The following is a 26,381-nucleotide window of genomic DNA, read 5'->3' as shown; positions in this document are numbered from 1 at the left end:
GCCCACCGGCTGAAGCCTCGACCTCCGGCAGCAGGCGCAGCAACCGGAGGCCGACGCTTGCGCGGGCGGTTTCTCGTTCCCACGCTCCCGCGTGGGAATGCCGTGCGGGCGCTCCGCGTCCGGTTTGGCTACTGGACGCGGAGCACCCGCTCTTGCTCCCACGCAGGAGCGTGGGAGCCAGACCCCAACACTCGCCGACAAAATGTCGGCGCTCCCATCCTACTTCTTCCCCGCCCGCCGCCGGTCCAGCCGCTCCACGAATTCACCGATCAGGCGCCGATACAGCTCATCGCCCAGCACCAGGTCCTCCACCCCGGCGTCGAGGCTGGGATTGTCATTCACCTCGATCACCACCGGACCGTCTGCGGTCTCCTTCAGATCCACCCCATAGAGCCCGTCGCCGATCAGGTCGGCGGCCTTGAGCGCGGTGCGGATCACCGCGGGTGGGGCGTCCTCCACGGCCAGGGTTTCGGAGTCGCCATAGGCGAAGCGGCCGTCGGACTCGTGTTTGACGATCTGCCAGTGGTTGGGACTCATCAGGTACTTGCAGACATAGAATGGCTTGCGCCCGAGCACGCCCACCCGCCAGTCGAAGGCGGTATAGAGATACTCCTGCGCCAGGATCAGGTCCGACTCTTTGAACAGCCGCGCGGCGATGCGCGTGAGTTCCGCCCGATCCGCTGCCTTGAATACACCGCGGGAGAATGACCCCTCCGGGATCTTGAGCACCACCGGGTAGCCGATCTGCACGGCGGCGTCCATCAGGTTCTCGCGCCGCAGGACCAGGGTCTTGGGACGCGGGACCTTGTGGGCGGCCATGAGTTCATCCAGATAGACCTTGTTGGTGCAGCGCAGGATGGAGTCCGGGTCATCGATCACCACCATGCCCTCGCTGTCCGCCTTCTTGGCAAAACGGAAGGTGTGATGACCGATGCGGGTAGTCTCGCGGATGAAGAGCGCGTCGTATTCGGCGAGCTTGCTGTAGTCCTTGCGCTGAATGAGCTCGACGTTGACCCCGAGTGCCTTGCCGGCCCGCACGAAGAGTGCCAATGCCTTCTTGTCGGAGGGCGGCATCTGCGCCTCCGGGTCATGGAGCATGGCCAGATCGTAGCGATAGGCGAGCCGCGCCCGTTGGCCGCGCCAGCGCTGGGTCAGATAGCCCTCCAGCGCGCCAAAGAAACCGGCCTCCCCCTCCGTCGGCAGCGCGGTGATCGGCAGGGCCTTGATGGCGCCGATGCGCCAAGTCCCCTGGAGCCGAAACTCGACCTTGAGCAGCGGACAGCGGAAGGTCTCGAAGACCTGCCGCGCCAGGGGCTGGAGGCTCGGCACGTCGCAGTGACCGAAGCAGATGGTCAGCTCATAGGCGGTAGGGGTGAGGGCGCTAGCCTTGCGGCGGCGCAACAACCGCTGGGCCAATGCGTCCAACTCCTCGGTCTCCAGACTGTAGATCTCACGGCTGGAGAGCTCCTGGATGGTCCGCACCGACGGGATGACCTTGTGACCGCGCGCCTCCGCCAACAGCGAGCAGTAGTAGCCGACCGAGAGATAGCGGTAACTGCGACACAGGTTGATGACCCGGAGATCCTTGCGGGTGGCCAGTTCCCCACCGGCCAGATAGTCGCGGGCCGTGACCACGGGCAGGCGCGGGAAGCCGGCCTGCCAGTCGGCCTCCTGTTCGACCAGCAGAATGTGCTCAGCCATTGGGCTGGGCCTGGGAGGCTGGGGCCGCAATGAGGATGACCGCCTGCAGACCGACCCGACCGTAACGGCTCATGCGGCTGAACTCCTGGCGTTGAATCGGCATGTTGATGGAGTCCAGGGTACACTCTCCGTTCTGGTAGTCCACGAAGGGGTCGTGAACGTAGACGAAATGCTGGTCGAAACCGGTCACCACCACCCAATGTGGGAACCGCTCCGCGTAGATGCGATAGGAGGAGATCAACACCATGGGCACGGCCCCGGCCTCGAAGCGCGCGGCCAGCTCGTCCAGGTTCAGGGTCCGGTAGTGGACCGGGATGCCCCGCTGCTGAATCTCGGCTTGCATGTCCTCGTGGACCAGGCGCATCACCTCCTTCTTGTCCGGACTGCGTACCGAGTCCACCAGCGGCACCCCGGGGTCGTTGATGAAGACCTCGACCGCGAAGCCGCGCCGCTGCGCCGCCAGGGCCAGACCGAAAGGGCCACAGCCGCCGTGACCGGAGGTCATAAAGACGGTGGTCGCCTCGCGCCAGATGCGCAGTTCAAGGGTCCGGTCCAGGGCGAGCGCGGGGCGCAGGGCGTGCATCGCCATCATCAGGCTGGAGGGACCGCAGGTGAATTCCAGGGTCTGCTCGTAGAAGGGCACCCGGTTCAACGCCGGCTTCAGGTCCGGGGCCAGGGTCTTCTCGTAGCGCAGGGCCTCCATGTGGTCCTCGTAGTAATCGCAGAGGACCCCGAAGCGCCGGTAGCCGAGCCCTTCAAACAGCGACTGGGAGGCCGGATTGTCGCGCCGGATCTCCAGCCGCATATAGGCACGATCCTGCTCCCAGACCGCCGCCTCCGCCGCCGCCACCAGGGCCTGGCTGACCCCCTGGCCGCGCGCCTCCCGCGCCACCGCGATGGAATAGAGCCGCGCCACCGAGGTCCCGCGGCTCAAGAGCACCAGCACATAGCCCGCGAGCCCCAGGTCCAGCCGCGCGGCCACCAGCATCAGTGCGCGTGCCCGGGTCAGCATGTAGCGGAACTGGCGCCGCGTCAGGCGGTCGCCCGCAAAGCTGGCATTCTCCAGCTCGACCAAGGGCCCCAGGTCGGCGACCGTCGCGGGGCGCACGGCGAGCGCCGCACCCAGGCCCGGCGCGGGCGGCGCACCGGGTAACGGATGATCGGGATCGGCGGGCGGCGGCCCCCCGGGGGCGGACTCTGCGTGCATGCTGGACACCGAGTAGCGGGCTAGGCCCGCCGAATCTACACCAACACCCGGGCCGCGGCAGCGCTTTTCGCCGTCGGCCGGCCCCCTTAAGCACCGGAGTCCCCATGCCCAGCCAAGCCCCCGCCCTCCTCCCGATGCTACAGGGGCTGATCGGTACACTCTCAGTCAGCAGCATCACCCCCGGCCTCGACCACAGCAACCGGCCGCTGATCGACCTGCTGGCGGGGTGGCTTGCGTCCGCCGGCTTCCGGGTCGAGGTCCTGCCCATCCCGGGACAGCCGCACAAGGCCAACCTGCTCGCGACCCTGGGCACCGGCCCCGGGGGGCTGGTGCTGTCCGGTCATACCGACACGGTCCCCTACAATGAGCGACTCTGGTCCCATGACCCGCTCAAGCTGACCGAGCGCAACGGGCGCTACTACGGGCTCGGCACCTGCGACATGAAGTCCTTCCTGGCACTCGCCGTCGAGGCCGCGCGGCACCTCAACCCGGCGGACCTCAAACACCCCTTGATGATCCTCGCCACCGCGGATGAGGAATCGGCCATGCACGGGGCGCGCGCCCTGGTGGATGCCGGCCGGCCGCTGGGGCGCTACGCGATCATCGGCGAACCCACCGGACTGCGGCCGGTGCGCACCCACAAAGGGGTAATGGGCGAGTCGGTACGCCTCATCGGGCGCAGCGGTCACGCCAGCGATCCCAGCCTGGGCAACAACGCGCTCATCGGCATGCACGAGGCCCTGACGGCCATCCTCGCCTGGGGCGAGGAGCTCAAACGCACCCACCAACACCCGGCCTTTCACGTCCCCTACCCCACCCTCAACCCGGGCCATATCCACGGCGGCGACAATCCCAACCGCATCTGCGGGGACTGCGAACTGCACCTGGATCTGCGCGTGCTCCCGGGCATGGACCCACAGGACCTGCGCGCCGAGCTGGCCCGGCGGGTGGCCGCGGTCGCGCAGCGGCGCGGCCTCACCTGGAGCGTGGAGCCGCTGTTTGCCTCCATCCCCCCGGTGGAAACCCCCGCGAACTCAGTGATCGTGCGCGCCGGGGAGGCCCTCACCGGGCACGCCGCGGGTGCAGTCGGCTTCGGCACCGAGGCGCCTTTCCTCGACCGGCTGGGCATGGAGACACTGATCCTCGGCCCCGGCCACATCGCCCAGGCCCACCAGCCGGACGAGTACCTGGAACTCGCCCACATCGCGCCGACGCTGGAATTGCTGCAAGGTTTCATCCGCCGCTTTTGCATGGATGATATGATTCACGCGCACGAGACAACAACCAGACCCTGAGGAGGCAGGCCCATGCGCTGGCGTGACGGTAGACGGAGCGAAAATGTAGAGGACCGCCGCGACGCGGGCGGCGATATCGGGGACTCTTTTGGCGACGGACGGGCGCCCATGCGGATGGGGCGCGGGGTCGGCATTGGCGGTGGGGTCGGCACGCTGGTGCTGATCGTCGTCCTGCTGGTGATGGGCGTGGACCCGTCCGTGCTGCTGGCCCCGAGCGGCCAAGTCGCCCCACCGGTCACGGTCCCCGCGGGCCGGCGGCCGGAGCCCGGTGAGTCGCGCCAGTTCCAGGCCCCCACCGCCGGGGCGGAGGACGAGATGAAGCAGTTCGTCTCGGTGATCCTGGGCGACACCGAGGACACCTGGCACGCCGTGTTCAAGGAGAACGGCAAGCGTTACATCGACCCCAAGCTGGTCCTGTTCACTGGCACGACCCGTTCGGCCTGTGGGCTCGGGGAGGCGGCCATGGGGCCCTTCTACTGCCCGGCGGACCAGAAGGTGTATATCGACCTCGCCTTCTATGACGAGTTGCGCAACGACTTCGGCGCCCCCGGGGACTTCGCCCAGGCCTATGTGATCGCACACGAAGTAGGCCACCATGTCCAGAACCTGCTCGGCATCTCCGAGCAGGTCGATGCCCGGCGGCGGCGCGTCAGCCAGCACGAGGCCAACCAGCTCTCCGTGCGGCTGGAACTCCAGGCCGACTGCTTCGCCGGCGTCTGGGCCAACCGCGCCCATCAGGCGCGACGGATACTGGAGCAGGGTGACGTGGAAGAGGGGCTGAACGCCGCCTCGGCCATCGGCGACGACCGCCTGCAACGCCAGAGCCGCGGCACTGTGACCCCGGACAGCTTCACCCACGGCAGTTCCGCCCAGCGGGTGCGTTGGTTCAAGCGCGGGCTGGCGCAGGGGCAACTCAACGCCTGCGATACCTTCTCCACCAAAGACCTCTAGTCAGCGTCGAGCAACCTCAGAGCAAACCCATGATCTCAAACAGCACTGCATCGAGCATCCCCCTTCCCCTGCTCCTGGCCCTGTTCCTGGGGTGCCCGCCCGCCCTGGCCGAGAACAACTTCACCCTCGACCCGGAATCGCGCCACATCCAGGAACTCCCGGAACCGGTCGCCAAGCCCGAGATGGCCGCGCCCCTGCCGCCCTGGCCGCGCGACGCCGACCTGATCGCCTATACCCCCGATGGCCCGCCGACGCCATTCCGCTTCTATATCGACGGCAAGAACTTGACGACCGACGCCCGCCACGAGGAGGTCCACTACACCCTGATCCTGGAGTCGAAGACCGGCACCCGCAACGTCAGCTTCGAGGGCATCCGCTGCACCCTCAAGGGCGAGTACAAGGTCTTCGCCTATGGCACCAACGGACACTTCGCCCGCGCCCCGGGCGATGAGTGGCAACCGATCACGGCCTTAGGTAACGAGTCCTACCGCGATGACCTGTGGCGCAACCGCTTCTGCATCGCCCGGGAGACCCGCGGCCGGGCCCTCCCGGATATCCTGCGGGCCCTGAAAGGGCGGGTGTCGGCCACCGACAGCACGGGTTTCCAGGCGCAGTAGCCCAGCCCAGGCACGCCAGCCGGCCAAATGAAACTGGACAACTACGACCGCCGTATCCTCGCCGAGCTGCAAGCCGACGGCCGCCTGAGCAATCAGGACCTGGCGGATCGCATCGGGCTGTCGCCCTCGCCCTGCCTGCGCCGGGTACGCGCGCTGGAGGACGCCGGGATCATCACCGGCTATCGCGCACTGGTCGATGCCAAACGGCTCGGCCTCAATCTGATGGCCATCCTCAGCATCTCCATGGACCGGCACACCCCGGAGCGCTTCGCCGGTTTCGACGCGGCCGTCGCGGCCATGCCGGAGGTGCTGGAGTGCCTGCTGCTGACGGGGCGGGACGCGGACTACCAGCTCAAGGTGGTGGTGCGGGATATGGAGCATTACCAGGAACTGCTGCTGGAGCGGATCACCCGTATCGACGGGGTGAGCGGGGTGCACTCCAGCTTCGTGCTGCGCCAGGTGGTGGAGCGCACCAGTTTGCCGGTGGGGCTCAAGGGGTCTTGAACGGGTTACAATCGCGCGTGACCCCACCGTGCCCACCGTGTCGAGATCAGGACGGACCCCATGCCGAGCACCTCCCCGACCAGCACCCAGCCAGAACGACCGTTTGAGCTGTTTGTCAGCTATTCGCACGCCAATGAGGCGGTCAAGGACCGGCTGCTGATCCACCTGGCGCCGCTCAAGCGCACTGGGCTGGTGCGAACCTAGACCGACCGGGAGATACCCGTGGGCAGCCTATGGCGGCAGGAAATCGACTCCGCGCTGGCGCGGGCGGACGCGGCCATCTTTCTGCTCTGCGCCGACTTTCTGGCCTCCGACTTCTGCATGGATGTGGAGCTGCCGCTGCTCCTGCAACGACATACGGATGAGGGGGTGCTGATCCTCTTTGTCCTGACCGACGACTGCGGTTGGCAAGAGCTGGACTTCATCGGGCGCTTCCAGATGCTCCCGCGGGACGCCAAGCCCATTCGCGCGTTCCATCGACACAGCCTCGCCTATACCCGGGTTGCCCAAGAAATCGGCGAAACCCTGCGTGCGCACGGCAAGACCCGCCGCCTGCCGTCCCGCACGCCCCAGGACCCATCGAGCCCAGCCCAAGCGCAGACGACAGAAGGGCTCCAACGCCTGCTCGCGCGGCTGCCCGGCCGCACCAACCGGCTCTACGGCCGCGAGTTGGAACTCAAGCGCCTGGCCGCCTGGACCGGCGACCCCGCCGGTCGGCGCGGGGTGCTGATCTGGGTCGGCCCCGGCGGCCAGGGCAAGTCCGCGCTCACCCGCTGGTGGCTGGCCGGAGAGAAATGGCCCGCCGGGACGCGCTTCGTCGGTCACTCCTTCTACTCCCAGGGCAGCCACAACCAGGCCACCAGCGCGCGTGCCTTCCTGATCGCCGCCTTAGCCGAGCTGACCGGACCGGACGCGACCGAGCCAGGCGCCCCGCCGCTCTCGGACTACGACCTCGGTGAGCGACTCGCCCGCGCCGCAGCCAATGCGCCGGATGGCGCGCCCCGGGTCCTGCTGCTCGACGGGTTGGAGCCCTTACAGCAACCCTCCGCAGACCCGCGTCTCAACGGCAGCGTCAAGGATCAGGGGCTGCTCGGGCTACTGGAGACCCTGGCCCGGGAGCCCGGCAACGCGCTCTGTATCGGCAGCAGCCGGCTGCCGATCCCGGACTCGGATGCGGGCATCGTCGATGGGCCTGGCTTCGCCCAAGTCCAACTCCACACGCTGCCGGCCGAGGGCGCCCGCACCCTCCTGCGCGACCGGGGACTCATGGGCAGCGATGATGAGCTCGACCGCCTTGCCGAGCGCTGCGGTCTGCACCCGCTGGCCCTGACCCTGGCGGCCGAGTTTGCCCATACCTTTCTCGACGACAGCACCGCAGCCTTTTTGCTGTGGGATTGGGACGGCGCCTCCCGTAGCCCGGATGGAGCGCTAGCGGAATCCGGGGCGGGTCTGGCAGATACGCGGCGGGAACCCGGATTCCGCTGCGCTCCATCCGGGCTACCGGACACCGGCACCGGCCGACACGCGGCGACCATCATGGCCTGGTTCGACGCCGAGCTGGCCCGCGGCCGGCAGACCCTGGACCGGGAACTGGTGAATATCTTGGGGCTTTTCGACCGCCCGGCCCCCTGGGGCGCGCTGCTGGCGCTCAAGTCCGCCGAGCCGCCCATCCCCGGGCTGACGCAGGCCCTGCAAGGGGCGGACGAACGCGCCATAGCAGAATCACTGGCGCGGCTGCGCCAATGGGGGCTGGTGGACTGCGACCCGGCCGCGCCCGCACCGGAGCTCGACGCCCACCCGCTGGTGCGCGAGCGCTTCGGCGCCCGGTTGGAGACCGAGCAGCCCGATGCCTGGCGGGCGGCGCACCGGTGTCTGTTCGACTGGTTCCGGTCGGTGCCGGGGAAGGATTGGCCAGACGGGCTGGACGGACTGGAGCCGCTCTATCGGGCGGTGGGGCATGGGTGTCGAGCGGGGTTGTACGAAGCCGTGCGGCGAGTCTTTCAGGACCGCATCCGGCGCGGCGATCGGAACTACAGCGTCCACCAACTCGGCGCCATCTCGGCGGACCTGTCCGCGCTCACCGGGTTCTTCCCGGACGGCTGGTCCGCACTGCCAGCGACCGGGGACCTGTCCGAGCACAACCGCTCCTACCTGATGTCCAACATAGCCTTTTGTCTTATGTCCCTTGGCCGCCTCGAAGCCTCGCTGGGACCGCGGAAAGCGGAGGGAGATCGATACCGCGCGTCCGGCGACTGGTACGGCTTCTGTCTCTCGTCGGAAAACTTGGTCGAACTAGAGACCCCTCTCGGCAGCTGGCTGGAGGCCGAGCGGACCGCCCGGAAGGCCATTGAGGCGTCGGGGTGGGTCTCCGACCAGTCCAAGGCACGGAGTCACAAATTGCTGGCACTCGCTTATCTTGGCCGAGTCCTGCACGGTCAAGGACGGCTCACCGAATCGACCGCAGCCTTTGCCGAAGCCGAGTCGCTTCAGGCGGAGATAACTCCCAGCGACCCAACACTGGCCAGCCTGCCCGGCTTCGACTACGGTCAGTTGTTACTGGAGCAGTCCAGCACTGCGGACGACCGGTGTGCGGTCCGCGAGCAGGCGCGAGCATCGCTGGCCTACTTCGAGCAACGCGTACACCTGACCTCCCAGGCATTTGACCACTGCCAGATCGGCCAGTCGCTCGCCGCACTGGGCGACCCGGACTCTCAGACGCAGGCAAGCGCCGCCCTGGACCAAGCAGTCGCGACCATGCGCCGGGCGGGAGCGGTGTTTTTCATGCCCATCGTGCATCTCGCCCGCGCCCACCACCACCGGGACCAACACCGCCCGGCGCAAGCCCAGGCCGACCTGGACGCCGCACTGGCCATCGCCCGCCGCGGCAACATGCTGACCTATCTCGCCGACGGCGCACTGCTCGAGGGCCACCTGCACCTGGACCGGCTCGCCCGGCCGGTGCCCGGGACGGCCGCCGACCCCATCCCTGAGGCCGCCCGCGCCTGGGCACACGCCAACGAGATCATCCGCCGCACCGGCTACGGCCGCCGCGAGACCGAACTGCACCTGCTGGAGGCGCGCCTGCGCCACCACCAGGGCCGCCCGGACCAGGCGGGCGAGGCCCTGGACCGCGCCCAGTCGCGCATCCGCGCCATCGGCCAGTGGGGCCTCTGGCCGCGCCTCACCCAGGTCGCCGCGGAGCTTGGCGCGCCGGTCCCCGAGCAGCCCCCGCAATGACGATCATCGCACCGGCCAGCACTGAGCGGGTGGCATCGGTCGCGGCCTGGGGGCCGCAAGCGAAGTCGCCGGAGTTGTGCTCGAGGCCCCGTCGGCCGGCCCCGTCAGCGCACGCGGCGCAGAGCGCCTAACACATGCGTGACACCGCTGGAGCGGTGTCACGAGAAGAGAGCGAAGAGAAGAGCCAGACTGTGCAACCAGACAATCCTTTAGATCGACTCCATACCGACATCGAGTCGCGTGTTCAATCCATCCGGGAGAACCGCCCCGACTGGCTATGCGCCAAGGGGTGCAGCCATTGTTGTCGGCGGCTGGCCGAGATACCTCAGCTCACAGCGCCGGAATGGGATTTGCTGCGGGAGGGGCTCACCGCATTCCCACCGGAACAGTTGCACGCAATCAGTCGAGACGTGGCGGCCTTGGCGCACCAGCCATCGCGACCGGTGACCTGCCCACTCTTGGACGAGACGACCAACGCATGCCGCGTTTATGCCCAGCGCCCGGTCGCCTGCCGCACCTACGGATTCTATGTGCAGCGCGATCTGGGGCTCTATTGCCATGACATCGAATCACGCGTCGACGCCGGCACCTTGGCCGAGGTGGTGTGGGGCAACCATGATGCCATCGACCGCCGGCTTGCCGGCTTGGGCCAGTCGCGTGCGTTGACCGAATGGTTCGATGGTTGGGCGATAGTCAGATTGATACCCCCCACCCCGGCGCTCCCCGGGCAGTAGGCCATCAGCCCGCAGCAAGCTCCAGGGTACACAGCGCCTTGGCCGCATGTAGCTGCCCGGACACCAGCATCTGCGTCAATTGACTGGTGCGCGTCATGTAGCGGTCAGTCAATTCCTTGAAGGCCTGCGGCAGATGACGCCCCTCCAGGCGTGAGACCCGGCCATCGAAGGCCGCGGCAATACTGAGCAAGTCCAATATAAACAGCCGCTCTGAGGCGGAAAGGCGATTCAACAGCGACAAAAAATCGTCCCAGTTATCATACTCATTGCCCTCTGTGATATGAAAGGCATCGGCGAACCTGATGAGCAACACCAAGAGATTTGGGTGATAATTTTGGGCCAGGACCATGATGGCGGCGACCGCCCGGATCGCGCACTCTTGAGCGGAGGGGCTCAAGCGCCCCAGCAGGTCGTCGCTCAGGCTATTGGTAACGATGTGTTCGGTGAGTTTGAGCCCAAATAGCCGCAGGCGCGCATCGCGCGCGACCTTATGCAGCGTAAAGGCATCCCACAAACCGGTGATCGGGACGGCCACCCAATTGAATACGGTGCGCGTACCGCCCTTGCCGGCCAGCCGGACCAACACATATTTCACCACCAGGCTGCTCAGTAGGACCTTGGCCTTGTATAAGACGGCAACCAGCAGCAGTTTTGATCGTGACAGATGCTTGAGCGGATCAATACCAAGATAATGAATGACCGGATCGGGGACCTCCAGCGCCGCCCGGGCCAGGATATTGGGCACCGCATAATTGACCGGGAGATAAAAACTCTCGCTCAACTGATGTTGACCGGTCAGACAGGCTAGGCTGTACACCGTCTTGACGCCCAACCAGTACAGCCCGGCCAACTCGACCAACAACATGGCGACCAGGACGCCGCCATAGAGCGCATAATAGGCCGTGTCACCCATAACACCCTGATAAGTCACGTTCACCCAGACCGTGCCGAACGTGGTCAAGGCGCCGACCGCAAAGGCGATGATGACTGCAAAGGTGGTGATATTGCCGGCCAGCGTTTGCAGCGTAATATCGTCGGGCAGCTCGTCGATCGTCGGGTTGCGCAGACCCGCGGTACCTGACTGGCGGCCCAGATAGCGATAATAGCGCACACCCAGCCGCTCCAGCAGCCCCGGCGCCTGCTGGCTGACATCCAATGATTTCTTGATGGTTTCAATCGGTGCTGTCATTGGCTGTCCGACCCCCCGCAACCTATTCAATCCGCGGCCACGGTCAGCCCCCGAACCCATGCTCGGCCAGAAATTCACGCGTAAGGCCACCCCCGCCGGCTCCCCCACTGGGATTGGCCGCCTTCTCACCCAGCAGCAGCCGCTCCAGATAGCGGGCGATGAGGTCCACTTCCAGGTTGACCCGGGTGCCGGTCCGGTAGCCGGCGATAATCGTCTCATCGAGCGTATGGGGGACGATGTTGAGCTCGAAGCAGGCACCGTCCACCGCGTTGACGGTGAGACTCACGCCGTCCACGCAGATGGACCCCTTGTGCGCGATGTAGCGGGCCAGCTCGGGCGGGGCGGCGATACGCAGCCGCCAGGAGCGGCCGTCCTCGCGCCGCTCCAGAATCTGCCCGACCCCATCGACATGGCCGCTCACCAGGTGCCCGCCCAGGGGCGTCGACAGGGTCAGCGCCGGCTCCAGGTTCACCGGGCTGCCGGTGGTCAGCCCACCGAGCGTGGTGAGTGACAGGGTCTCGCGGGACACATCGGCGGCGAAGGCGTCGGCGGCCAGGGTCACGGCGGTGAGACAGACCCCGTTGACCGCGATACTGTCGCCCAAGGATGCGTCGGCAAGCGCCAGCTTGCCGCTACCGATGGTCAGTCGCACGTCGCCCCCGCGGGGCTCCAGGCGGCGAACCTCCCCAACTGATTGGATGATGCCGGTAAACATGATCAAACCCCCTCGGCCGGTGACAGTGCGCCCGCGCGCAAAGTGAGTCGCAGGTCCGGCCCGACGCGGCGCACCTCCTGGATATGCAGCGGGATGCGGTGCTCCATATGCTCCAGCCCGGGGAGCCGGAACAGCCCGCGCGCCCCGTCGCCCATCAGGTGGGGGGCCAGATACAGGATCAACTCGTCGACCAGCCCGGCCGTGAGTGCCGCCCCGGCCAGCGTGGGGCCGGCCTCCAGCAGGACCTCGTTGACCTCCTGGGCGGCGAACCAGGCCATCAGCGCGTGCAGATCGACCAGACCGTGGGGCTCGGCAAACTGCACCACCCGCGCCCCCACGGCCTCCAGCGCGGCCACCCGCGCCGGATCGACAGCCCCACCGCAGGCCATCACGGTGGGCCCGGGCAGGCTGAACAGCCGCGCCCCCGCGGGCGTGCGCAGCCGACTGTCCACCACCACCCGCCAGGGTTGAGGCACCGACTCACCAGCCTGAAGCCCGGGCAGCTCGGCGCCCGCCAGTCGCACCGTGAGCGAGGGGTCATCCGCCAGCAGGGTGCCGACCCCTGTGACGATGGCCGCGTGCCGGGCACGCAGGCGGTGCACGTCCCGCCGGGAGGCCGCAGAACTGATCCAGCGGCTCTCCCCGCTGGCCATCGCGGTGCGCCCATCAAGGCTGGCCGCGAGTTTGCAGCGGCAGTAGGGCAGCGCGTGTTCCATCCGCTTGATAAATCCCGGATTCAGCGCCCGCGACTGCGCCTCCAACACCCCGCACAGCACCTCGATGCCCGCCGCTTGCAAGCGCCCCAGGCCCTGCCCGGCGACCAGCGGATTGGGGTCCACCATGGCGCAGACCACCCGTGTGACCCCAGCCGCAATCAATGCCTCGGTGCAAGGCGGGGTGCGGCCGTGGTGACAGCAGGGCTCCAGGGTGACATACGCGGTGGCCCCCCGCGCCCGCTCACCGGCGGCGGTCAGGGCGAGGGGCTCGGCATGGGGCTCACCGGCGCGCCGATGCCAGCCCTCACCCACCACCTCACCATCGCGCACCAGGACACACCCCACGCGTGGATTGGGATTCGTCGTATAGAGCCCGCGCCGGGCGAGCTGGATCGCCCGGGCCATGGGGGCGTAGTCGGCCGCGCGCGGCGGGGTCGCCCGGGGGTGGTTGGCAGTCACTTCGGTTTGTCCTCCAGTTGGTCGAGCAAATCGAGTTGCTGACGCCGGACCTCCGGCGTCGGTTGCCGCTCCAGGCGGTCGATCTCCTCGCGAAAGGCGGCCACGTCCTCGAATTTGCGGTAGACGGAGGCGAAGCGGACATAGGCGACCTGATCGAGCGCCTTCAACTCCTCCATCACCAGTTCCCCCACCCGCCGCGCCGGGACCTCCGCGTCCCCGCCCGACATCAACCGCCGCTGGATGCGCGCCTGGGCCGCGTCGATCTGCTCGGTGCTGACCGGGCGCTTCTCCAGGGCACGCATCATACCGGCGCGCAGTTTGCGCCCATCGAACGGCACCCGGCTACCGTCGCCCTTGACCACCCGCGGCAGGTTCAGTTCGGCCGTCTCGTAGGTGGTGAAACGCTCCTTGCACAGCTCGCACTTGCGCCGACGGCGCACCTGATCGCCATCCCCCGCCAGCCGGGAGTCCACGACCTTGGTGTCCTCGGCGCCGCAGAACGGACAGCGCATGCGATCAGCGCTGGTACACGGGGAAGCGCTTACACAGGTCCAGCACCCGCGCCTTGGCGGTGGCGATGGCGGCCGGATCACCGCGCCCGTCGATCACATCGCACATCCAGCCGGCCAGGTCGCGCGCCTCCGTCAGACCGCAACCGCGGGTGGTCATCGCCGGGGTACCGACCCGGATGCCGCTGGTGACAAAGGGCGACTGGGGGTCGTTGGGCACCGCGTTCTTGTTGACGGTGATGTTGGCGGCCCCCAGCCAGGCGTCCACGTGCTTGCCGGTGAGGCCCTGCTCGATGAAGCTCACCAGGAACAGGTGGTCGTCGGTGCCGCCGGAGACCACATCGTAGCCGCGCGCGAGGAAGACCTCGGCCATGGCCTGGGCGTTGTGTACCACCTGCTGCTGGTACGCCTTGAAGGTCGGCTCCAGGGCCTCCTTGAAGGCCACCGCCTTGGCGGCGATGACGTGCATCAGCGGGCCGCCCTGGGTGCCCGGAAACACCAGCGAGCTCAATTTCTTCTCGATCTCGGGATTGGCACGCGCCAGGATCAGCCCGCCGCGGGGACCGCGCAGCGTCTTGTGGGTGGTGGTGGTGGTCACGTCGGCAATGGCCACCGGGCTCGGGTAGACCCCGGCCGCCACCAGGCCGGCCACATGGGCCATGTCGACGAAGAGATAGGCGCCGACCGCATCGGCAATCGCCCGGAACCGCGCCCAATCGACCACCCGCGAGTAGGCCGAGAAGCCGGCGATGATCATACGCGGCTTGTGTTCCAGGGCCAGACGCTCCACCTCGGCATAATCGATCTCGCCGGTGGCGGGATCCAGGCCGTACTGGACGGCATGGTAGAGCTTGCCGGAGAAGTTGGGCTTGGCCCCGTGGGTCAGGTGGCCGCCGTGGGCCAGGCTCATGCCGAGGATGGTGTCGCCCGGCTGGCACAGTGCCATGTACACGGCCGCGTTCGCCTGGGAGCCGGAGTGCGGCTGGACGTTGGCGTAGGCGGCGCCGAACAGTTGCTTGGCCCGGTCGATGGCCAACTGCTCGGCCACGTCGACGAACTCGCAGCCGCCGTAGTAGCGCTTGCCGGGGTAGCCCTCGGCATACTTGTTGGTCATGACGCCTCCCTGGGCCTCCAGGACCCGGGGGCTGACATAATTTTCGGAGGCAATCAGCTCGATGTGCTCCTCCTGGCGCAGCTCCTCGCCCTGGATGGCCGCCCAAAGTTCCGGGTCGTAGTCGCGAATCGTCATGGTCTGTGTAAACATGGGAGGTTCCCCCGGCGTGAAAAGCCGTGCAGTTTAATCGGTTCTGTCCGGCACCGCTCGTTATAGAATGGCGCCTCCCGCTATCCCAGCCACCTAGGTCCCTTACCCCATGACCGCCACCGCCCAGCACCACGACCTCCACGCCAACGTGGACCCCGGAGAGATCGGCAAGTTCGAGGCCCTGGCCGCGCGCTGGTGGGACCCCTTGAGCGAGTGCAAAATGCTGCACGAACTCAATCCGCTGCGGCTGGAGTACATCGATCGGGCCGCCGGACTGGCGGGCCGCGAGGTGCTGGACGTCGGCTGCGGCGGCGGCATCCTGTCCGAGTCCATGGCCAGCCGCGGCGCCCATGTCCTCGGCATCGACATGGGCGAAACGCCGTTGCGGGTGGCCGAGCTGCACACCCTGGAGAGCGGTATCGCGGTCGACTACCGGCGCATCCCGGCGGAGGCGCTGGCGGCCGAGCGGCCGGCCAGCTTCGACGTCGTCACCTGTACCGAGCTGCTGGAGCATGTGCCAGACCCGGGCTCAGTGGTGGCGGCCTGCGCGCGGCTGGTACGACCCGGGGGTCTGGTGTTTTTCTCTACCCTCAACCGCAATCTCAAGTCCTATCTCCTGGCTATCCTCGGGGCCGAGTATCTGTTCAAAATGCTGCCGACCGGGACCCATGACTTCAACCGCTTCATCCGCCCGGCCGAACTGGATCGCTGGATTCGCGCCGCCGGCCTGCGCACCCTTGACATCACCGGGCTCACCTACGACCCGCTGACCCGCGTCTTTGCGCTCAACCCCACTGACGTGGATGTGAACTATCTGGTCACGTGCCGGCGCGATGCGGGGGACTAACCCGAGTTTCTCACGGCAAGGCGCCAAGCTCGCCAATAAATACAATAAGATAGACCAGGCGATCCAGATCGCCCGTCGGGTGGATGGCCAGCCGCCGACAACACACTGAACAACCTTGGCGAGCTTGGCGCCTTGGCGTGACAATTGCCCTTTCCAGGCTCTAGGATTACCGATGGCAGCAGACCCAACACAACAACCACTCGCAGAGCGCGTCGTCCTGGTGACCGGGGCGGCCGAGGGGATCGGCCGCGCCGTCGCCCTGGCCGCCGCCGCCCAGGGTGCCACCCTGGTCTTGAGCGACCACCCGGACGCCGACCTGGCCGCGGTCTATGACGCGATCGAGTCAGCCGGCGGGCCCGAGCCCGCCATCCTGCCGCTCAATCTCGACACGGCCGACGAGCGCGCGGCCCGCGGCGCGGCCGAGCTGGTCGGGGAGACCTTCGGGCGACTCGACTCACTGGTGCATTGCGCCGCCTTCGCCCCCTACCTCGCTCGCCTCGACGACTACGATGCCGCCGACTGGGAGCAGGTGCTGCGGATCAATCTCACCGCCCCCTTTCTGCTCACCCAGGCCTGCCTGCCGCTCCTGCGCGCCTCCCGCGACGCGGTGGTGATCTTCACCGCCGACCGGGTCGGGCGCGCCGGACACGCCTACTGGGGCGCCTTCGCGGCGGCCAAATTCGGCCTGGAGGGACTGGCCCAGGTGCTGGCCGAGGAAACCCGCGGCACCAGCCCGATCCGCGTCGCCAGCCTGGACCCCGGGGTGCTGCGCACCGGACTGCGCGCCCGGCTCTACCCCGGCGAGGACCCCTTCGGCCTGCCCGCGCCCGAGACGGCCGCTCCGGCTTATCTGGAACTGCTCAGGTGCTCTTAAAGCCGACCTGCTGGTGGCTACCGTCGCAGAAGGGTTTGTTCTTGGAGGCCCCGCAGCGGCACAGGGCGGTCGCGGCCCCCTCCCAGGCCAAGCGCCCGCTCGCGGCCCGGATGCTGAGATTGCCGTTGACCAACAGGGGCCCATCGGGTAAGGCCTTGATCGCCAGTGGACCGCCCAAGGCGGTGAGTGGGACCCCACGCTCGCCGACTGCACCAAAGTCCTCGAAACCGACTTTCAGGTGACTGTTATCACAGAAGGGCTTGTTGGCGGACGCCCCACAGCGACAGAGCGCGGCCCGGTGGCTGACCCCCGGCATGTCCGCGGGCGCCCCCTCGATCGCCAACTCGCCATGGGCATAGAGTGGGCCATTGTAGGCGACCGTCACCGTGTTCTCCGCCGGGGCCACCTCGGGACCGCCCTCCGGATCGCTGTAGCTCAGTGCCCCGCTCGGGCAGCGCTCGATGATCTCGCGCACCTGCACCTTGCTGCAACAATCCGGGATGCACCAGGGCTCCCGGCCGCCGACGAAGAGTTCTCCGGCCGCGTTGCCACACTCGCCGACATGGATGCACAGTCGACCGTCCCACTGGACGTCGATCTCGGCACCCGGGAACTCGACCACCTGGTTTTCGCTCATCTGTCTGGCCTTTAAGGAAGTGGATGGAATCGTTGTCGCTAAATAACCGCGCCGACGCGGGATTCAAGTCGCTGACGGGACCAGGTTCAGCGCGACAGGTCGATACCGGGCGATGTGAGGGCGGTCGGCAGGTCCGCGATGAGCAGGTGCGGCGCCTGGTTCACGGGCAAACCGGCGAGGATACGCACCACCAGCGTCATCGCCAAGGCACCGACCGCAAAGGCGCCTGGGGCAACCTGAGAGGCCGGACAGGGCGCCCCGTCCTCCATGGTCTTGAGGGCAGCGGAGACCACCTCGTGTACCTGGGGGTCGAGTCGATCGGCAAGCCGCCGCATCAGCGGCGCGAACATCGCGACATAGGCCCCATTTTCGACCGCCTCGCCCTCGGCGATACGGAACAGGCGACGGAAGCTCCACTCCCCGCCGACCGGGAAATAGAGGACGCCGGCACCCCAGCCGACGGCAATGGCCGTGATGGCCGGTTTCCCCTGGCGCTGACATTCATCGTGGAGACGCACGATGGCCGACAGGTCAAGGAAATCGACCGTGTCGAAGACCAGATCCGCGTCCGCCACAATCTGCCGCGTATTGTTCTCGCCCAGGTTAGCGCTAACTTCAAGAATGTCGACTGCCGGATTGATCGCCCTCAGGCGCTGCGCCAGGGCCGCCACCTTGGAGCGGCCTACATCTGCCGCCGTGAAATCCTGGCGATTCAGATTGTGCGCGTCGACGGTGTCGCCATCGACCAACAGAAGACGCTCAAACCCCAATCGTACTGCGGCTTCAGCGAAGACACTACCGATCCCGCAGCCGGCGACTAGCAAACGGGTATCACGAATGCGTTCTTGCAGTTCGGCAGACACATAGCCGGCATTGCGAAGCGTCAATTTTTCATAGTTCAGCATAGCTTACGAGCACCGCACTCAGACCGAAAATCAGCGCGCTCGCAGCCATCCTTGACCACTGACGCATAACAACAATGACCATCATCGAGCCCTTCAACCCCCAACACTGGATCTATACAAATTATTTTGAATTCTTCCGCGCGGAAGGCGCAGAGGCACTCGCTGAGGCCTTTAGGGTCCGCTATCAGGTCTATTGCGAAGAGCGTGGCTTCCTGCCGTCAAGCGAATATCCGGACCACTTGGAACGGGACCGCTATGACCGCTCTGCGGTGCAGCTGGTTGGCCGACATCGATTCAACCAGCAGACGGCCGGGACAGCGCGCCTGATCCTGCACTCCCCGCTCGGCTTTCCCTTGCAGAGGCATTGCGATTTCAATCCGGATTATGCCTATTTCCGGAAACCGGGGCATCCGGCCCTGGAGCGCTACGCTGAAATCTCCCGGCTCGCGGTTGGTAAGACCTTCCGCCACCGCATAGACGATACGATTTACGGCGGGCCGGCACGCCCGCACCCCACCACAGTCGCGGACGAGATCGACCTGAGACCCCCCGAGGCGGGGCACGAGATCATTGCGGGGCTCTATAAGTTGATCTACCACGAGACCAAGCGACAGGGCATTACACACTGGGTCGTCGCCATGGAACGCAGCCTCCAGTTGCTACTGAAACGTATCGGTTATCATTTCCATCCGATCGGCCCAGTGGTGGACTATTATGGACCGGTTAGCCCTTACGTCCTGGAGGTCGAAACGATGGAACGCCATCTCCAAAAAAGACGCCCGGCCATCTTCGCCTACTGGATGCAGGGTTTAGAACCGGAGTTCGCACCCGATCTGCGAAAATAGCCAACGGCGCCAAGGCCACGCCGGACGCGCGCCATCAGCGCGCCCCGGTGTGGACTTAGGGCTGCGTCTCAAGGAAGTCGCGCAAGCCCTGCTCTTCATCCTTGGTGAGTGAGGTCTGGATGACCTTACCCTTACCCTTGAACTGCTCTAGACCCGCCAAGACCTTATCCGGCGTAGCCTTCTTCACCAGGATGAAAATGGCGGAACAACCGGGCTGGAAGTGTTCTGCCAGGTCCTTCATGAATTCATCGTTGATGCCCAGATCGGTGAAACGTCCGGACAATGCGCCGGCCCCCGCACCCACCGCGGCACCCAGCAGCGGATTGAGGAATAGCATACCGATCAGCAGTCCCCAAAAGCCGCCGCTGGCCGCCCCCAGGGCGGTCAGATTCACCGCCTGATGGAGCTTGACCTTCCCCGCCGCATCCTTGGTGACGATCACCACGTCCTCCATCTCGATCAGATACTCCTTTTGCATATTCACGAGGGCCGCGCGCAACTCGAAGGCCAGGTGCTCCTCGGGAAATGAGACGACGATCAGATTACTCATAGGGATGACTCGCTGATTACTTGACGATCTTGCCGGTGAGGATACGTATATAGTTGGCGATCACCCCGTCGCCGGGCTTCAGTTGACCGAGGATCGCCGGGTCCTTGACGGTCAGGGTAACGGTCTTCTGAGGTCCACGAATGGTCACGCGCGAGCGGGCCCGATCCACCGATTCCACCTTGCCGTAAAGCTTGAGCGTCTCGGTGATGGTCCCGCCGGGTTTGACACCCGGGTCACGCTGCACCTTGGTGTCGCCGATGGCACCCATGGAGCCCGCGTCGCGCCCCTGCTCCAGGCTCACCAGCACCGCCTCGGACTCGCTGATGGCGACCTTGTCGCCAATCTTGATCTGGTCGATGCGCGTGACCTGCTCGGGGATATCGATCAGCTCGAAGCGGCCCTCCGGGGTCTTGATGGTCATCTTGCGGGTCTGCGTATTGACCACCACCACGGTCCCGGTGAGCTCAGTGACAGTGGCCTCGCCAGCGACCGGGGTCAAGGTCGTCTCGGCGACGGCGAGCGGCGCGAGACCGGCAGCGCCGACGGCAAGACCAGCAACCAAGGCTAAGGGAACTTTCTGCATCGAGGTACCTCCCGAACAATTTTCTATGTGGTGTGACCGCAGTGACAAGCGACCCAACGTTACCCGGGAAGTCCAGTCGCTGCAACTGGCGCATCTAACAAAAATGTAACGGGCCGGAAAGGTCGCAGAAGCGCCTCAACCCCCATACTTGGAACCCAAGGCAAGGCCCGCCCGCGTCGGCGCGAGCCCTACTGAACAAACCAAGCGTGACGCGCCGATCGATCGGCAGGAAATCAATCCATGTATACCGCAGCACCGCACCGCACCCACGCCACCCGCCCCCGCCTCACGGCGAACCTGACCCGCGGGGCCATGGCTACCGCCGTCGCCCTGGCCCTGGCGATCGGCGGGGGCGTTGCCGCCCAATCCGCCATGCCGCCGGCCGCCACCCCGGGCGCCGCCGCCGTCGTGGCACCGGCCATGCCGAGCTTCGCCGACGTGGCCGAACGGGTCTCGCCCGCCGTGGTCAACGTGACCGTGGTTGCAGAGGGGGCGCCCGAGCAATCGTTTGGGCCTCAAGGGTTACCCGATGGAGCGCCCATGGAGGAGTTCTTCAAGCGCTTCTTCGAGCAACCCGGCATGCCGCACGGGCGGCCCGGCGGCCACCGGGCCGAGGGTGCCGGCTCGGGCTTCATCATCGACCCCACGGGTCTCGTGGTCACCAACAACCATGTCGTTGACGGGGCCAACGAGATCACAGTGACGCTCAATGACGGCAGCAAACACAAGGCCAAGGTCCTGGGCCGTGACGAGAAGACCGACTTGGCCCTGCTCAAGATCGAGGCCGGCCACCCCCTGCCGGCCGTGGATCTCACCGAATCCAAGTCCGCCCGGGTCGGGGACTGGGTGCTGGCGGTCGGCAACCCCTTCGGCCTCGGCGGGACGGTTACCGCCGGCATCGTCTCAGCGCGTGGGCGTGATATCCACGCCGGCCCCTACGACGACTATATCCAGATCGACGCCCCGATCAACCGCGGCAACTCAGGCGGGCCACTGTTCGACGCCTATGGGCGGGTGATCGGCGTCAACACCGCCATTTACTCCCCCACCGGCGGCAGTGTGGGCATCGGCTTCGCGATCCCGGCCGAGACCGTCAAGAGCGTCGTGGCCGAACTGCGCGCCGAGGGACGGGTTGAACGCGGCTGGCTCGGACTCCAGATCCAGCCGGTCACCGAGGACATGGCCGCCGCCATGGGCCTCAACGGCACCGCCGGCGTCCTAGTGGCCGATGTCCTGCCCGATGGCCCCGCGGCCGGAACCAACATCAAGGCCGGCGACGTGATCCTCAAGGCCGGTGGCCAGACCATCAAGGACTACAAAGACCTGCCCAAGCTGATCGCAGCGACCAAGGCCGGGACCGAGATCGCCGTGGAGTTGGTGCGATCCGGCCAGCCCGAGACGGTCAAGGTCAAGGTCGGCACCATGCCAAGCGACGAGTCACTGGCCAAGGACGAGGGCCAGGGCGCCGGCGACCAGGCCAAGGCACAACTCGGCCTGCGCTTGGCGCCGCTCACCCCCGAACTGCGCCAGCAATTGGGCCTGGCCCCCGGTAGCCGGGGCGTCTATGTCGCCCAAGTCCAGCCCGGGAGCCCAGCCGACGAGGCGGGGATCACGGCCGGTTGCCTCATCTCCATGGTCGGCGGTGCGCCGGTGAGCACCCCCACCCAGGCCGTCGAGGCCATCCGCGCGGCCGCCGCGACCAAGCGTAGCGCGGTGATGTTGCGGGTGGAAAAGGACGGGCGGCCCATGTTTATCGCGATACCCTTCGCGGCCTAACGGCCATGGCGCCCGCACCGCCTGGCGGGCGCCTGGCCGTTCCCTCTCTCCGGCCCGCCCCGAGGGGGGAGGAAGGGTTGGAGTGCGCTCGCGGCGCGACTTCATCGATTGACGGTTTCTGGGATGCGCCCCGGCCCGGGACCCCCCACCCGGCTGCCGTTTCAGCCATCCGCCGGCCAGGGACGGCCCTTTTTTTCCGGTATGATCCGCCTATGCGAGTACTCTTGATCGAAGACGACCGCCATGTAGCGGATTACCTGCGCAAGGCCTTGGGCGAGGTCGGCACCCTGACCGACTATGCCGCCGACGGTCGCGAGGGGCTGCTCATGGCGGCCAGCGGCGACTATGACGCGCTCATTCTCGACCGCATGCTCCCCGGACTGGACGGTCTGGGGATCCTGCGCACACTGCGCGCCGCCGGCAACCAGACCCCGGTCCTGATCCTGTCCGCCCTGGGCGAGGTGGATGATCGGGTGGAGGGCCTGCGCGCCGGCGGCGACGACTATCTGGTCAAGCCATTCGCCTTCTCCGAACTGCACGCCCGCCTGGAGGCCTTGCTGCGGCGCGGGGCGGCCGACGCCCCCGAGACCCGGCTGCGGATCGGCGACCTGGAGATGGACCTGCTCAAACGCGAGGTCACCCGCGCCGGACACCCGATCGCGCTCCAGCCGCGCGAGTTCCGCCTGCTGGAATACCTGCTGCGCCACGCCGGCCAGGTGGTCACCCGCACCATGCTGCTGGAACAGGTCTGGGACTATCATTTCGACCCCCAGACCAACATCATCGATGTCCACATCAGCCGCCTGCGCGGCAAGATCGACCGTGATTTCGAGACCCCGTTGCTGCACACGGTGCGCGGCGCGGGCTATATGCTGCGCGCCCCATGAACCCCGCCGCGGTGGGCCGACGCCGCCACGAACTGTGGGTGCGCGCGACCCGGGTGCTGAAGAGTTCGAGCTTCCGGCTCGCACTGCTCTACATGCTCTTGCTGTCGATCTCGGTCGGCATACTGCTCGGTTTCATCTATTGGTCCACGGCCGGTTTCATGGACCGCCAGACCGACGCCACCATCGGCGCCGAAATCCAGGGGCTGGCCGAGCAGTACCGGCAGCGTGGATTGCCCGGACTGAGCACCGTCATCCAGGAGCGCATCGCCCGCGACCCGGCCGGGGCCGGGCTCTACCTCCTGGCGGATGCGGACTTAAAGCCGCTGCTCGGCAACCTCGATCGCTGGCCCGCCGGGTTCCTGGCCGCCGACGGCTGGATCCACTTTCGGCTGCGCAACCGCGGGCCGAATCAGGCCGAAGAGCACGCCGCCCGCGGCCAGGTGTTCCGGCTACGCGGCGACCTGCTGCTGCTGGTGGGACGCGACGTGCGTGACCTGGAGGGGACCCGCCACCTGATCCTCGACGCATTGACCTGGGGCCTGGCCATCACCGCCGCACTGGCCCTGCTCGGCGGCTGGGTGTTGAGCCACCGCGTCCTGCGCCGCCTGGAGGCGATCAACCAGATCAGCCGCGAGATCATGGAGGGCGACCTGTCGCGCCGCATCCCAGTGGGGGGCAGCAACGACGACTTCGACCAACTCGCCGCCGGTCTCAACCAGATGCTCTCGCGCATCGAGTCACTGATGGACGGGGTGCGCCAAGTCTCGGACAACATCGCCCACGACCTGCGCACTCCCCTGACGCGTCTGCGCACCAAGCTGGAGCTGCTGCGCGCCGAACTGGGCGACACCCACCCGGCGGGGGCCACCGCCGAGGAGACCATCGCCGACGCCGAGGAACTGCTCACCACCTTCAATGCACTGCTGCGCATCGCCCGCATTGAGGCCGGCGGCCGGCGCGCCGCCTTCGCCCCGGTCGACCTGGTGCCCTTGGTCGCGGATCTGGCGGAACTCTATGAGCCGGTCGCGGCCGAACGGCTGCAGCAACTGACCTTCAGTGCCCCCCGCAACGCCTGGGTCATCGGCGATCGCGACCTGTTATTCCAGGCCCTCGGCAACCTGGTCGACAACGCGGTGAAATACACCCCCGAAGGCGGCCTGGTCGACCTGCGTCTCACCGGCACCGAACAGGACATCCTCATGGAGGTCGCCGACAGCGGCCCCGGCATCCCCGCGGGGCTGCGCGCCGAGGTCTTCCGCCGCTTCTTTCGTGCCGACCACAGCCGCTCCACCCCCGGCAGCGGCCTGGGCTTGAGCCTGGTGCAGGCCGTGATCCAACTGCACGGCGCCACCATCGAACTCCTGGACAACGCCCCCGGCCTGCGGGTGCGGATACGACTGGAGCGGGGGGCGGCCCTGGCGACCGACCTACCCCAGCCTAATTCGCCGTAAACCTGGAGTAGTTCTCACACGGAGGCACAAAGATCACAAAGATTTTCAGCGAGATATGTTGGTCGACGAGGTCGCCAGCCCGGCGATCGGTCCAGCGTATCCAATGATCTGTTTTTCTTTGTGTTCTTTGTGTCTTTGTGTGAGCAATTGCCGGATTTAGGATGAACGCAAGTCGCTCGTTCACATACCGAGGACGGCTGGCAATTCGTTGAGGTCCAGCGGCCCAGCCAGTCGCACCCCATCCAACTGCACGCGGGCATCCTCCCCGAGCCGCAGGCGCCCCTGCGCGAACCAGCCGAGCACGGGCGGATACAGCCGGTGCTCCTGCACCAGCACCCGAGCCGCCAGGGTCTCGGGCGAGTCCCCCGGCACGACCGGGACGCGCGCCTGCATGATCGCCGGGCCGCCATCGAGCTCGGCGGTAACGAAGTGGACGCTTGCCCCATGTTCGCGCTCACCCGCCTCCAGCGCGCGGCGGTGGGTGTGCAGGCCGGGGAACTTGGGCAACAGTGACGGGTGGATGTTGAGCAGCCGCCCGGGATAGCGGGCGACAAAGGCCGGCGTGAGGATGCGCATGAAGCCGGCCAGCACCACCAGGCCAGGGGCATGACGGTCGATGGCCGCGGCCAGGGCCAGGTCATAGGCCGCCCGATCCGGATAGTCACGGTGGTCCAGGATCTCAGCCGGGATACCCGCCGCAAGCGCCCGTTCCAGCCCCCGGGCGGCGGGCTGGTTGCTGATGACCGCCGCGATCCGGTAGGGCCAGCGGGACTGCTCCGCGATCAAGGCGCCCAGGTTGCTGCCGCCCCCGGAGATCAACACGACCACCGGAAGCCGAGCCGCAGACGCCTCAGTCATGATCTGTCGCGTCGCCATAGACCACCCGCGGCGCGCCGGTGGCGGACTCGATTTCACCCAGCACCCAGGCCTCCTCCCCGGCCGAGCGCAGCATGGCCAGCGCCGCAGCGGTATCCTGCGGCGCGACACAGACCACCATCCCGATGCCGCAGTTGAAGGTGCGGCGCAGCTCCGCCTCGGTGATGCCGCCCTGGGTCTGGAGCCAGTCGAAGACCGCCGGGCGCTGGAAGCTGCCCATATCCACCCGCGCCTGGGTCCCCGGCGGCAGGACGCGCGGCAGGTTCTCGGTGATACCGCCGCCGGTGATATGGGCCAGACCGTGGACGTTCAGCGCCCGGGTGAGCGGCAGCACCGAGCGCACATAGATGCGGGTGGGGGCGAGCAGCCGCTCACCCAGGGTCGCCCCATCCAGGTCCGCGCTGAGATCCGCCCCGCTCACCTCGATCACCTTGCGGATCAGCGAGTAACCGTTGGAGTGCGGCCCGGAGGCGGCGAGCCCGATCAATTGGTCGCCCGGGCGCACCCGCTCGGGCAGGATCAGCGCCGAGCGCTCGGCAATGCCCACGCAGAAGCCCGCCAGGTCATAGTCCCCGGCGCTGTACATCCCGGGCATCTCGGCGGTCTCCCCGCCGGTCAGGGCGCAGCCCGCCAGTTCGCAGCCGCGGGCGATGCCGGCGATCACCGCGGTGGCGACCTCCAACTCCAACCGGGCGGTCGCGTAATAGTCGAGGAAAAACAGCGGCTCGGCACCGCTCACCAGGATATCGTTGACACACATGGCCACCAGGTCGATGCCGATGGTGTCGTGCCGGTTGAGCGCGATGGCGAGGCGCAGCTTGGTACCCACCCCGTCGGTACCGGAGACCAGGACCGGCTCCCGATAGTCCTGGATGGGCAGTGCAAAGAGCGCCCCGAAGCCCCCCAGGCCGGACACCACCCCGGGGCGGGCGGTGGCGGCGGCCAGCGGCTTGATGCGCTCGACGAGGGCCGCACCGGCGTCGATATCGACGCCGGCATCGCGGTAACTGAGTGATCGGGGGAGTTGTGGTTCGATTTCCTGGGACACGCGG

The 26,381-nt window shown here is 67.1% G+C and carries 26 protein-coding genes; 13 read left to right on the top strand and 13 right to left on the bottom strand.

Features of this window, described 5'->3' with window-relative positions; genetic code table 11:
* Positions 1-219: 219 nt before the first annotated feature.
* Both QZX93_RS08110 and QZX93_RS08105 read right to left on the bottom strand, forming a co-directional pair.
* Entirely contained in the window at positions 220-1,701 is a 1,482-nt protein-coding gene (locus QZX93_RS08110; RefSeq protein WP_295384958.1) for a RimK family protein, read from the bottom strand.
* On the bottom strand, positions 1,694-2,908 hold the full coding sequence (locus QZX93_RS08105) for a GNAT family N-acetyltransferase/peptidase C39 family protein (RefSeq protein WP_295384956.1): 1,215 nt from the start codon (positions 2,906-2,908) through the stop codon (positions 1,694-1,696). The genes QZX93_RS08110 and QZX93_RS08105 overlap by 8 nt, the downstream gene beginning before the upstream one ends.
* A 104-nt stretch (positions 2,909-3,012) precedes the next feature.
* Between QZX93_RS08105 and argE the strand changes: the two genes are divergently transcribed.
* The 7 genes from argE to QZX93_RS08070 all read left to right on the top strand — a co-directional run bounded on the left by argE (position 3,013) and on the right by QZX93_RS08070 (position 10,246).
* Positions 3,013-4,203 (top strand): acetylornithine deacetylase, encoded by a 1,191-nt coding sequence (argE, locus tag QZX93_RS08100; RefSeq protein ID WP_295384955.1) that lies wholly within the window; start codon positions 3,013-3,015, stop codon positions 4,201-4,203.
* Between the two features lie 12 nt (positions 4,204-4,215).
* A complete protein-coding gene (locus tag QZX93_RS08095; protein ID WP_295384954.1) occupies positions 4,216-5,154 on the top strand; it encodes a neutral zinc metallopeptidase in 939 nt (312 codons plus the stop codon).
* A 29-nt stretch (positions 5,155-5,183) separates the two neighbouring features.
* Complete coding sequence (locus QZX93_RS08090) at positions 5,184-5,771, top strand: CNP1-like family protein (RefSeq protein WP_295384952.1); 588 nt, start codon at positions 5,184-5,186, stop codon at positions 5,769-5,771.
* A 27-nt stretch (positions 5,772-5,798) separates the two neighbouring features.
* Entirely contained in the window at positions 5,799-6,275 is a 477-nt protein-coding gene (locus tag QZX93_RS08085; RefSeq protein WP_295384951.1) for an Lrp/AsnC family transcriptional regulator, read from the top strand.
* Positions 6,276-6,335: 60 nt separating this feature from the next.
* Positions 6,336-6,479 carry a hypothetical protein gene (locus QZX93_RS08080; protein ID WP_295384949.1) on the top strand — a complete coding sequence of 48 codons (144 nt, stop codon included), beginning with the start codon at positions 6,336-6,338 and terminating at the stop codon, positions 6,477-6,479.
* A gap of 18 nt (positions 6,480-6,497) precedes the next feature.
* Positions 6,498-9,512: a TIR and AAA domain-containing protein gene (locus QZX93_RS08075; protein ID WP_295384947.1), complete on the top strand. Its 3,015-nt coding sequence runs from the start codon at positions 6,498-6,500 to the stop codon at positions 9,510-9,512.
* A 191-nt stretch (positions 9,513-9,703) separates the two neighbouring features.
* Positions 9,704-10,246, top strand: a complete 543-nt coding sequence (locus QZX93_RS08070; RefSeq protein ID WP_295384945.1) for a YkgJ family cysteine cluster protein — start codon at positions 9,704-9,706, stop codon at positions 10,244-10,246.
* A 4-nt stretch (positions 10,247-10,250) separates the two neighbouring features.
* Here QZX93_RS08070 and QZX93_RS08065 read toward each other — a convergent pair whose 3' ends face one another.
* From QZX93_RS08065 to glyA, 5 genes are read right to left on the bottom strand one after another with little or no spacing between them, the layout of a single operon-like run.
* Positions 10,251-11,435 (bottom strand): hypothetical protein, encoded by a 1,185-nt coding sequence (locus QZX93_RS08065; RefSeq protein ID WP_295384943.1) that lies wholly within the window; start codon positions 11,433-11,435, stop codon positions 10,251-10,253.
* Positions 11,436-11,478: 43 nt separating this feature from the next.
* Positions 11,479-12,150 (bottom strand): riboflavin synthase, encoded by a 672-nt coding sequence (locus QZX93_RS08060; RefSeq protein WP_295384941.1) that lies wholly within the window; start codon positions 12,148-12,150, stop codon positions 11,479-11,481.
* 2 nt (positions 12,151-12,152) lie between these two features.
* Positions 12,153-13,271 carry a bifunctional diaminohydroxyphosphoribosylaminopyrimidine deaminase/5-amino-6-(5-phosphoribosylamino)uracil reductase RibD gene (gene ribD / locus QZX93_RS08055; protein ID WP_295384962.1) on the bottom strand — a complete coding sequence of 373 codons (1,119 nt, stop codon included), beginning with the start codon at positions 13,269-13,271 and terminating at the stop codon, positions 12,153-12,155.
* Positions 13,272-13,321: 50 nt separating this feature from the next.
* The gene (gene nrdR, locus QZX93_RS08050) at positions 13,322-13,837 is read right to left on the bottom strand and encodes a transcriptional regulator NrdR (protein WP_295384938.1); all 516 of its coding nucleotides are present in this window, start codon (positions 13,835-13,837) and stop codon (positions 13,322-13,324) included.
* A gap of 4 nt (positions 13,838-13,841) precedes the next feature.
* Positions 13,842-15,098, bottom strand: coding sequence for a serine hydroxymethyltransferase (gene glyA, locus QZX93_RS08045; RefSeq protein WP_295384936.1), 1,257 nt, complete (start codon positions 15,096-15,098; stop codon positions 13,842-13,844).
* A gap of 109 nt (positions 15,099-15,207) precedes the next feature.
* Here glyA and ubiG point away from each other — a divergent pair, with 109 nt between their 5' ends.
* The gene (ubiG, locus tag QZX93_RS08040) at positions 15,208-15,945 is read left to right on the top strand and encodes a bifunctional 2-polyprenyl-6-hydroxyphenol methylase/3-demethylubiquinol 3-O-methyltransferase UbiG (protein ID WP_295384934.1); all 738 of its coding nucleotides are present in this window, start codon (positions 15,208-15,210) and stop codon (positions 15,943-15,945) included.
* A gap of 172 nt (positions 15,946-16,117) precedes the next feature.
* A complete protein-coding gene (locus QZX93_RS08035) occupies positions 16,118-16,819 on the top strand; it encodes an SDR family NAD(P)-dependent oxidoreductase (protein ID WP_295384932.1) in 702 nt (233 codons plus the stop codon).
* Here the strand turns inward: QZX93_RS08035 and QZX93_RS08030 are convergent.
* Positions 16,806-17,456, bottom strand: coding sequence for a CDGSH iron-sulfur domain-containing protein (locus tag QZX93_RS08030; RefSeq protein ID WP_295384930.1), 651 nt, complete (start codon positions 17,454-17,456; stop codon positions 16,806-16,808). The two genes, QZX93_RS08035 and QZX93_RS08030, sit on opposite strands and share 14 nt — an antisense overlap.
* Before the next feature lie 86 nt (positions 17,457-17,542).
* Entirely contained in the window at positions 17,543-18,361 is an 819-nt protein-coding gene (locus QZX93_RS08025; protein WP_295384928.1) for a ThiF family adenylyltransferase, read from the bottom strand.
* 74 nt (positions 18,362-18,435) lie between these two features.
* Here QZX93_RS08025 and QZX93_RS08020 point away from each other — a divergent pair, with 74 nt between their 5' ends.
* Positions 18,436-19,206 carry a PEP-CTERM/exosortase system-associated acyltransferase gene (locus tag QZX93_RS08020; RefSeq protein WP_295384927.1) on the top strand — a complete coding sequence of 257 codons (771 nt, stop codon included), beginning with the start codon at positions 18,436-18,438 and terminating at the stop codon, positions 19,204-19,206.
* 55 nt (positions 19,207-19,261) lie between these two features.
* Here the strand turns inward: QZX93_RS08020 and QZX93_RS08015 are convergent, their stop codons facing one another.
* Together QZX93_RS08015 and QZX93_RS08010 are read right to left on the bottom strand one after the other, a co-directional pair.
* Positions 19,262-19,756, bottom strand: a complete 495-nt coding sequence (locus QZX93_RS08015; RefSeq protein ID WP_295384925.1) for a DUF1269 domain-containing protein — start codon at positions 19,754-19,756, stop codon at positions 19,262-19,264.
* Between the two features lie 16 nt (positions 19,757-19,772).
* Positions 19,773-20,339, bottom strand: coding sequence for a hypothetical protein (locus QZX93_RS08010; protein WP_295384924.1), 567 nt, complete (start codon positions 20,337-20,339; stop codon positions 19,773-19,775).
* Positions 20,340-20,579: 240 nt separating this feature from the next.
* On the opposite strand from QZX93_RS08010, the gene QZX93_RS08005 reads away from it, so the two are divergent.
* From QZX93_RS08005 to QZX93_RS07995, 3 genes are all read left to right on the top strand, one after another.
* Positions 20,580-22,115 carry a DegQ family serine endoprotease gene (locus QZX93_RS08005; protein ID WP_295384922.1) on the top strand — a complete coding sequence of 512 codons (1,536 nt, stop codon included), beginning with the start codon at positions 20,580-20,582 and terminating at the stop codon, positions 22,113-22,115.
* Positions 22,116-22,327: 212 nt separating this feature from the next.
* Positions 22,328-23,002 (top strand): response regulator transcription factor, encoded by a 675-nt coding sequence (locus tag QZX93_RS08000; RefSeq protein WP_295384920.1) that lies wholly within the window; start codon positions 22,328-22,330, stop codon positions 23,000-23,002.
* Complete coding sequence (locus QZX93_RS07995; RefSeq protein ID WP_295384918.1) at positions 22,999-24,453, top strand: HAMP domain-containing sensor histidine kinase; 1,455 nt, start codon at positions 22,999-23,001, stop codon at positions 24,451-24,453. The genes QZX93_RS08000 and QZX93_RS07995 overlap by 4 nt, the downstream gene beginning before the upstream one ends.
* 180 nt (positions 24,454-24,633) lie before the next feature.
* Here the strand turns inward: QZX93_RS07995 and purN are convergent, their stop codons facing one another.
* Both purN and purM read right to left on the bottom strand, forming a co-directional pair.
* Positions 24,634-25,311 (bottom strand): phosphoribosylglycinamide formyltransferase, encoded by a 678-nt coding sequence (gene purN, locus QZX93_RS07990; protein WP_295384916.1) that lies wholly within the window; start codon positions 25,309-25,311, stop codon positions 24,634-24,636.
* Positions 25,304-26,377 carry a phosphoribosylformylglycinamidine cyclo-ligase gene (gene purM / locus QZX93_RS07985; RefSeq protein ID WP_295384914.1) on the bottom strand — a complete coding sequence of 358 codons (1,074 nt, stop codon included), beginning with the start codon at positions 26,375-26,377 and terminating at the stop codon, positions 25,304-25,306. Before purM ends, purN begins: the two co-directional genes overlap by 8 nt.
* Between the last annotated feature and the right edge of the window lie 4 nt (positions 26,378-26,381).

Source organism: uncultured Thiodictyon sp. (genome assembly GCF_903946935.1).
Classification (GTDB): Bacteria; Pseudomonadota; Gammaproteobacteria; order Chromatiales; family Chromatiaceae; genus Thiodictyon.
The sequence above is the reverse complement of the archived record's forward strand: the minus strand, read 5'-3'. Positions and strand labels throughout refer to the sequence as shown.

Excerpts from the sequence above, each read along its gene's own strand:
- QZX93_RS08110 (WP_295384958.1), bottom strand. The coding sequence starts at position 1,701 with ATGGCTGAGCACATTCTGCTGGTCGAACAGGAGGCCGACTGGCAGGCC.
- QZX93_RS08105 (WP_295384956.1), bottom strand. The coding sequence starts at position 2,908 with ATGCACGCAGAGTCCGCCCCCGGGGGGCCGCCGCCCGCCGATCCCGAT.
- argE (WP_295384955.1), top strand. The coding sequence starts at position 3,013 with ATGCCCAGCCAAGCCCCCGCCCTCCTCCCGATGCTACAGGGGCTGATC.
- QZX93_RS08095 (WP_295384954.1), top strand. The coding sequence starts at position 4,216 with ATGCGCTGGCGTGACGGTAGACGGAGCGAAAATGTAGAGGACCGCCGC.
- QZX93_RS08090 (WP_295384952.1), top strand. The coding sequence starts at position 5,184 with ATGATCTCAAACAGCACTGCATCGAGCATCCCCCTTCCCCTGCTCCTG.
- QZX93_RS08085 (WP_295384951.1), top strand. The coding sequence starts at position 5,799 with ATGAAACTGGACAACTACGACCGCCGTATCCTCGCCGAGCTGCAAGCC.
- QZX93_RS08080 (WP_295384949.1), top strand. The coding sequence starts at position 6,336 with ATGCCGAGCACCTCCCCGACCAGCACCCAGCCAGAACGACCGTTTGAG.
- QZX93_RS08065 (WP_295384943.1), bottom strand. The coding sequence starts at position 11,435 with ATGACAGCACCGATTGAAACCATCAAGAAATCATTGGATGTCAGCCAG.
- QZX93_RS08060 (WP_295384941.1), bottom strand. The coding sequence starts at position 12,150 with ATGTTTACCGGCATCATCCAATCAGTTGGGGAGGTTCGCCGCCTGGAG.
- ribD (WP_295384962.1), bottom strand. The coding sequence starts at position 13,271 with ATGGCCCGGGCGATCCAGCTCGCCCGGCGCGGGCTCTATACGACGAAT.
- nrdR (WP_295384938.1), bottom strand. The coding sequence starts at position 13,837 with ATGCGCTGTCCGTTCTGCGGCGCCGAGGACACCAAGGTCGTGGACTCC.
- glyA (WP_295384936.1), bottom strand. The coding sequence starts at position 15,098 with ATGTTTACACAGACCATGACGATTCGCGACTACGACCCGGAACTTTGG.
- ubiG (WP_295384934.1), top strand. The coding sequence starts at position 15,208 with ATGACCGCCACCGCCCAGCACCACGACCTCCACGCCAACGTGGACCCC.
- QZX93_RS08035 (WP_295384932.1), top strand. The coding sequence starts at position 16,118 with ATGGCAGCAGACCCAACACAACAACCACTCGCAGAGCGCGTCGTCCTG.
- QZX93_RS08030 (WP_295384930.1), bottom strand. The coding sequence starts at position 17,456 with ATGAGCGAAAACCAGGTGGTCGAGTTCCCGGGTGCCGAGATCGACGTC.
- QZX93_RS08025 (WP_295384928.1), bottom strand. The coding sequence starts at position 18,361 with ATGCTGAACTATGAAAAATTGACGCTTCGCAATGCCGGCTATGTGTCT.
- QZX93_RS08020 (WP_295384927.1), top strand. The coding sequence starts at position 18,436 with ATGACCATCATCGAGCCCTTCAACCCCCAACACTGGATCTATACAAAT.
- QZX93_RS08015 (WP_295384925.1), bottom strand. The coding sequence starts at position 19,756 with ATGAGTAATCTGATCGTCGTCTCATTTCCCGAGGAGCACCTGGCCTTC.
- QZX93_RS08010 (WP_295384924.1), bottom strand. The coding sequence starts at position 20,339 with ATGCAGAAAGTTCCCTTAGCCTTGGTTGCTGGTCTTGCCGTCGGCGCT.
- QZX93_RS08005 (WP_295384922.1), top strand. The coding sequence starts at position 20,580 with ATGTATACCGCAGCACCGCACCGCACCCACGCCACCCGCCCCCGCCTC.
- QZX93_RS08000 (WP_295384920.1), top strand. The coding sequence starts at position 22,328 with ATGCGAGTACTCTTGATCGAAGACGACCGCCATGTAGCGGATTACCTG.
- QZX93_RS07995 (WP_295384918.1), top strand. The coding sequence starts at position 22,999 with ATGAACCCCGCCGCGGTGGGCCGACGCCGCCACGAACTGTGGGTGCGC.
- purN (WP_295384916.1), bottom strand. The coding sequence starts at position 25,311 with ATGACTGAGGCGTCTGCGGCTCGGCTTCCGGTGGTCGTGTTGATCTCC.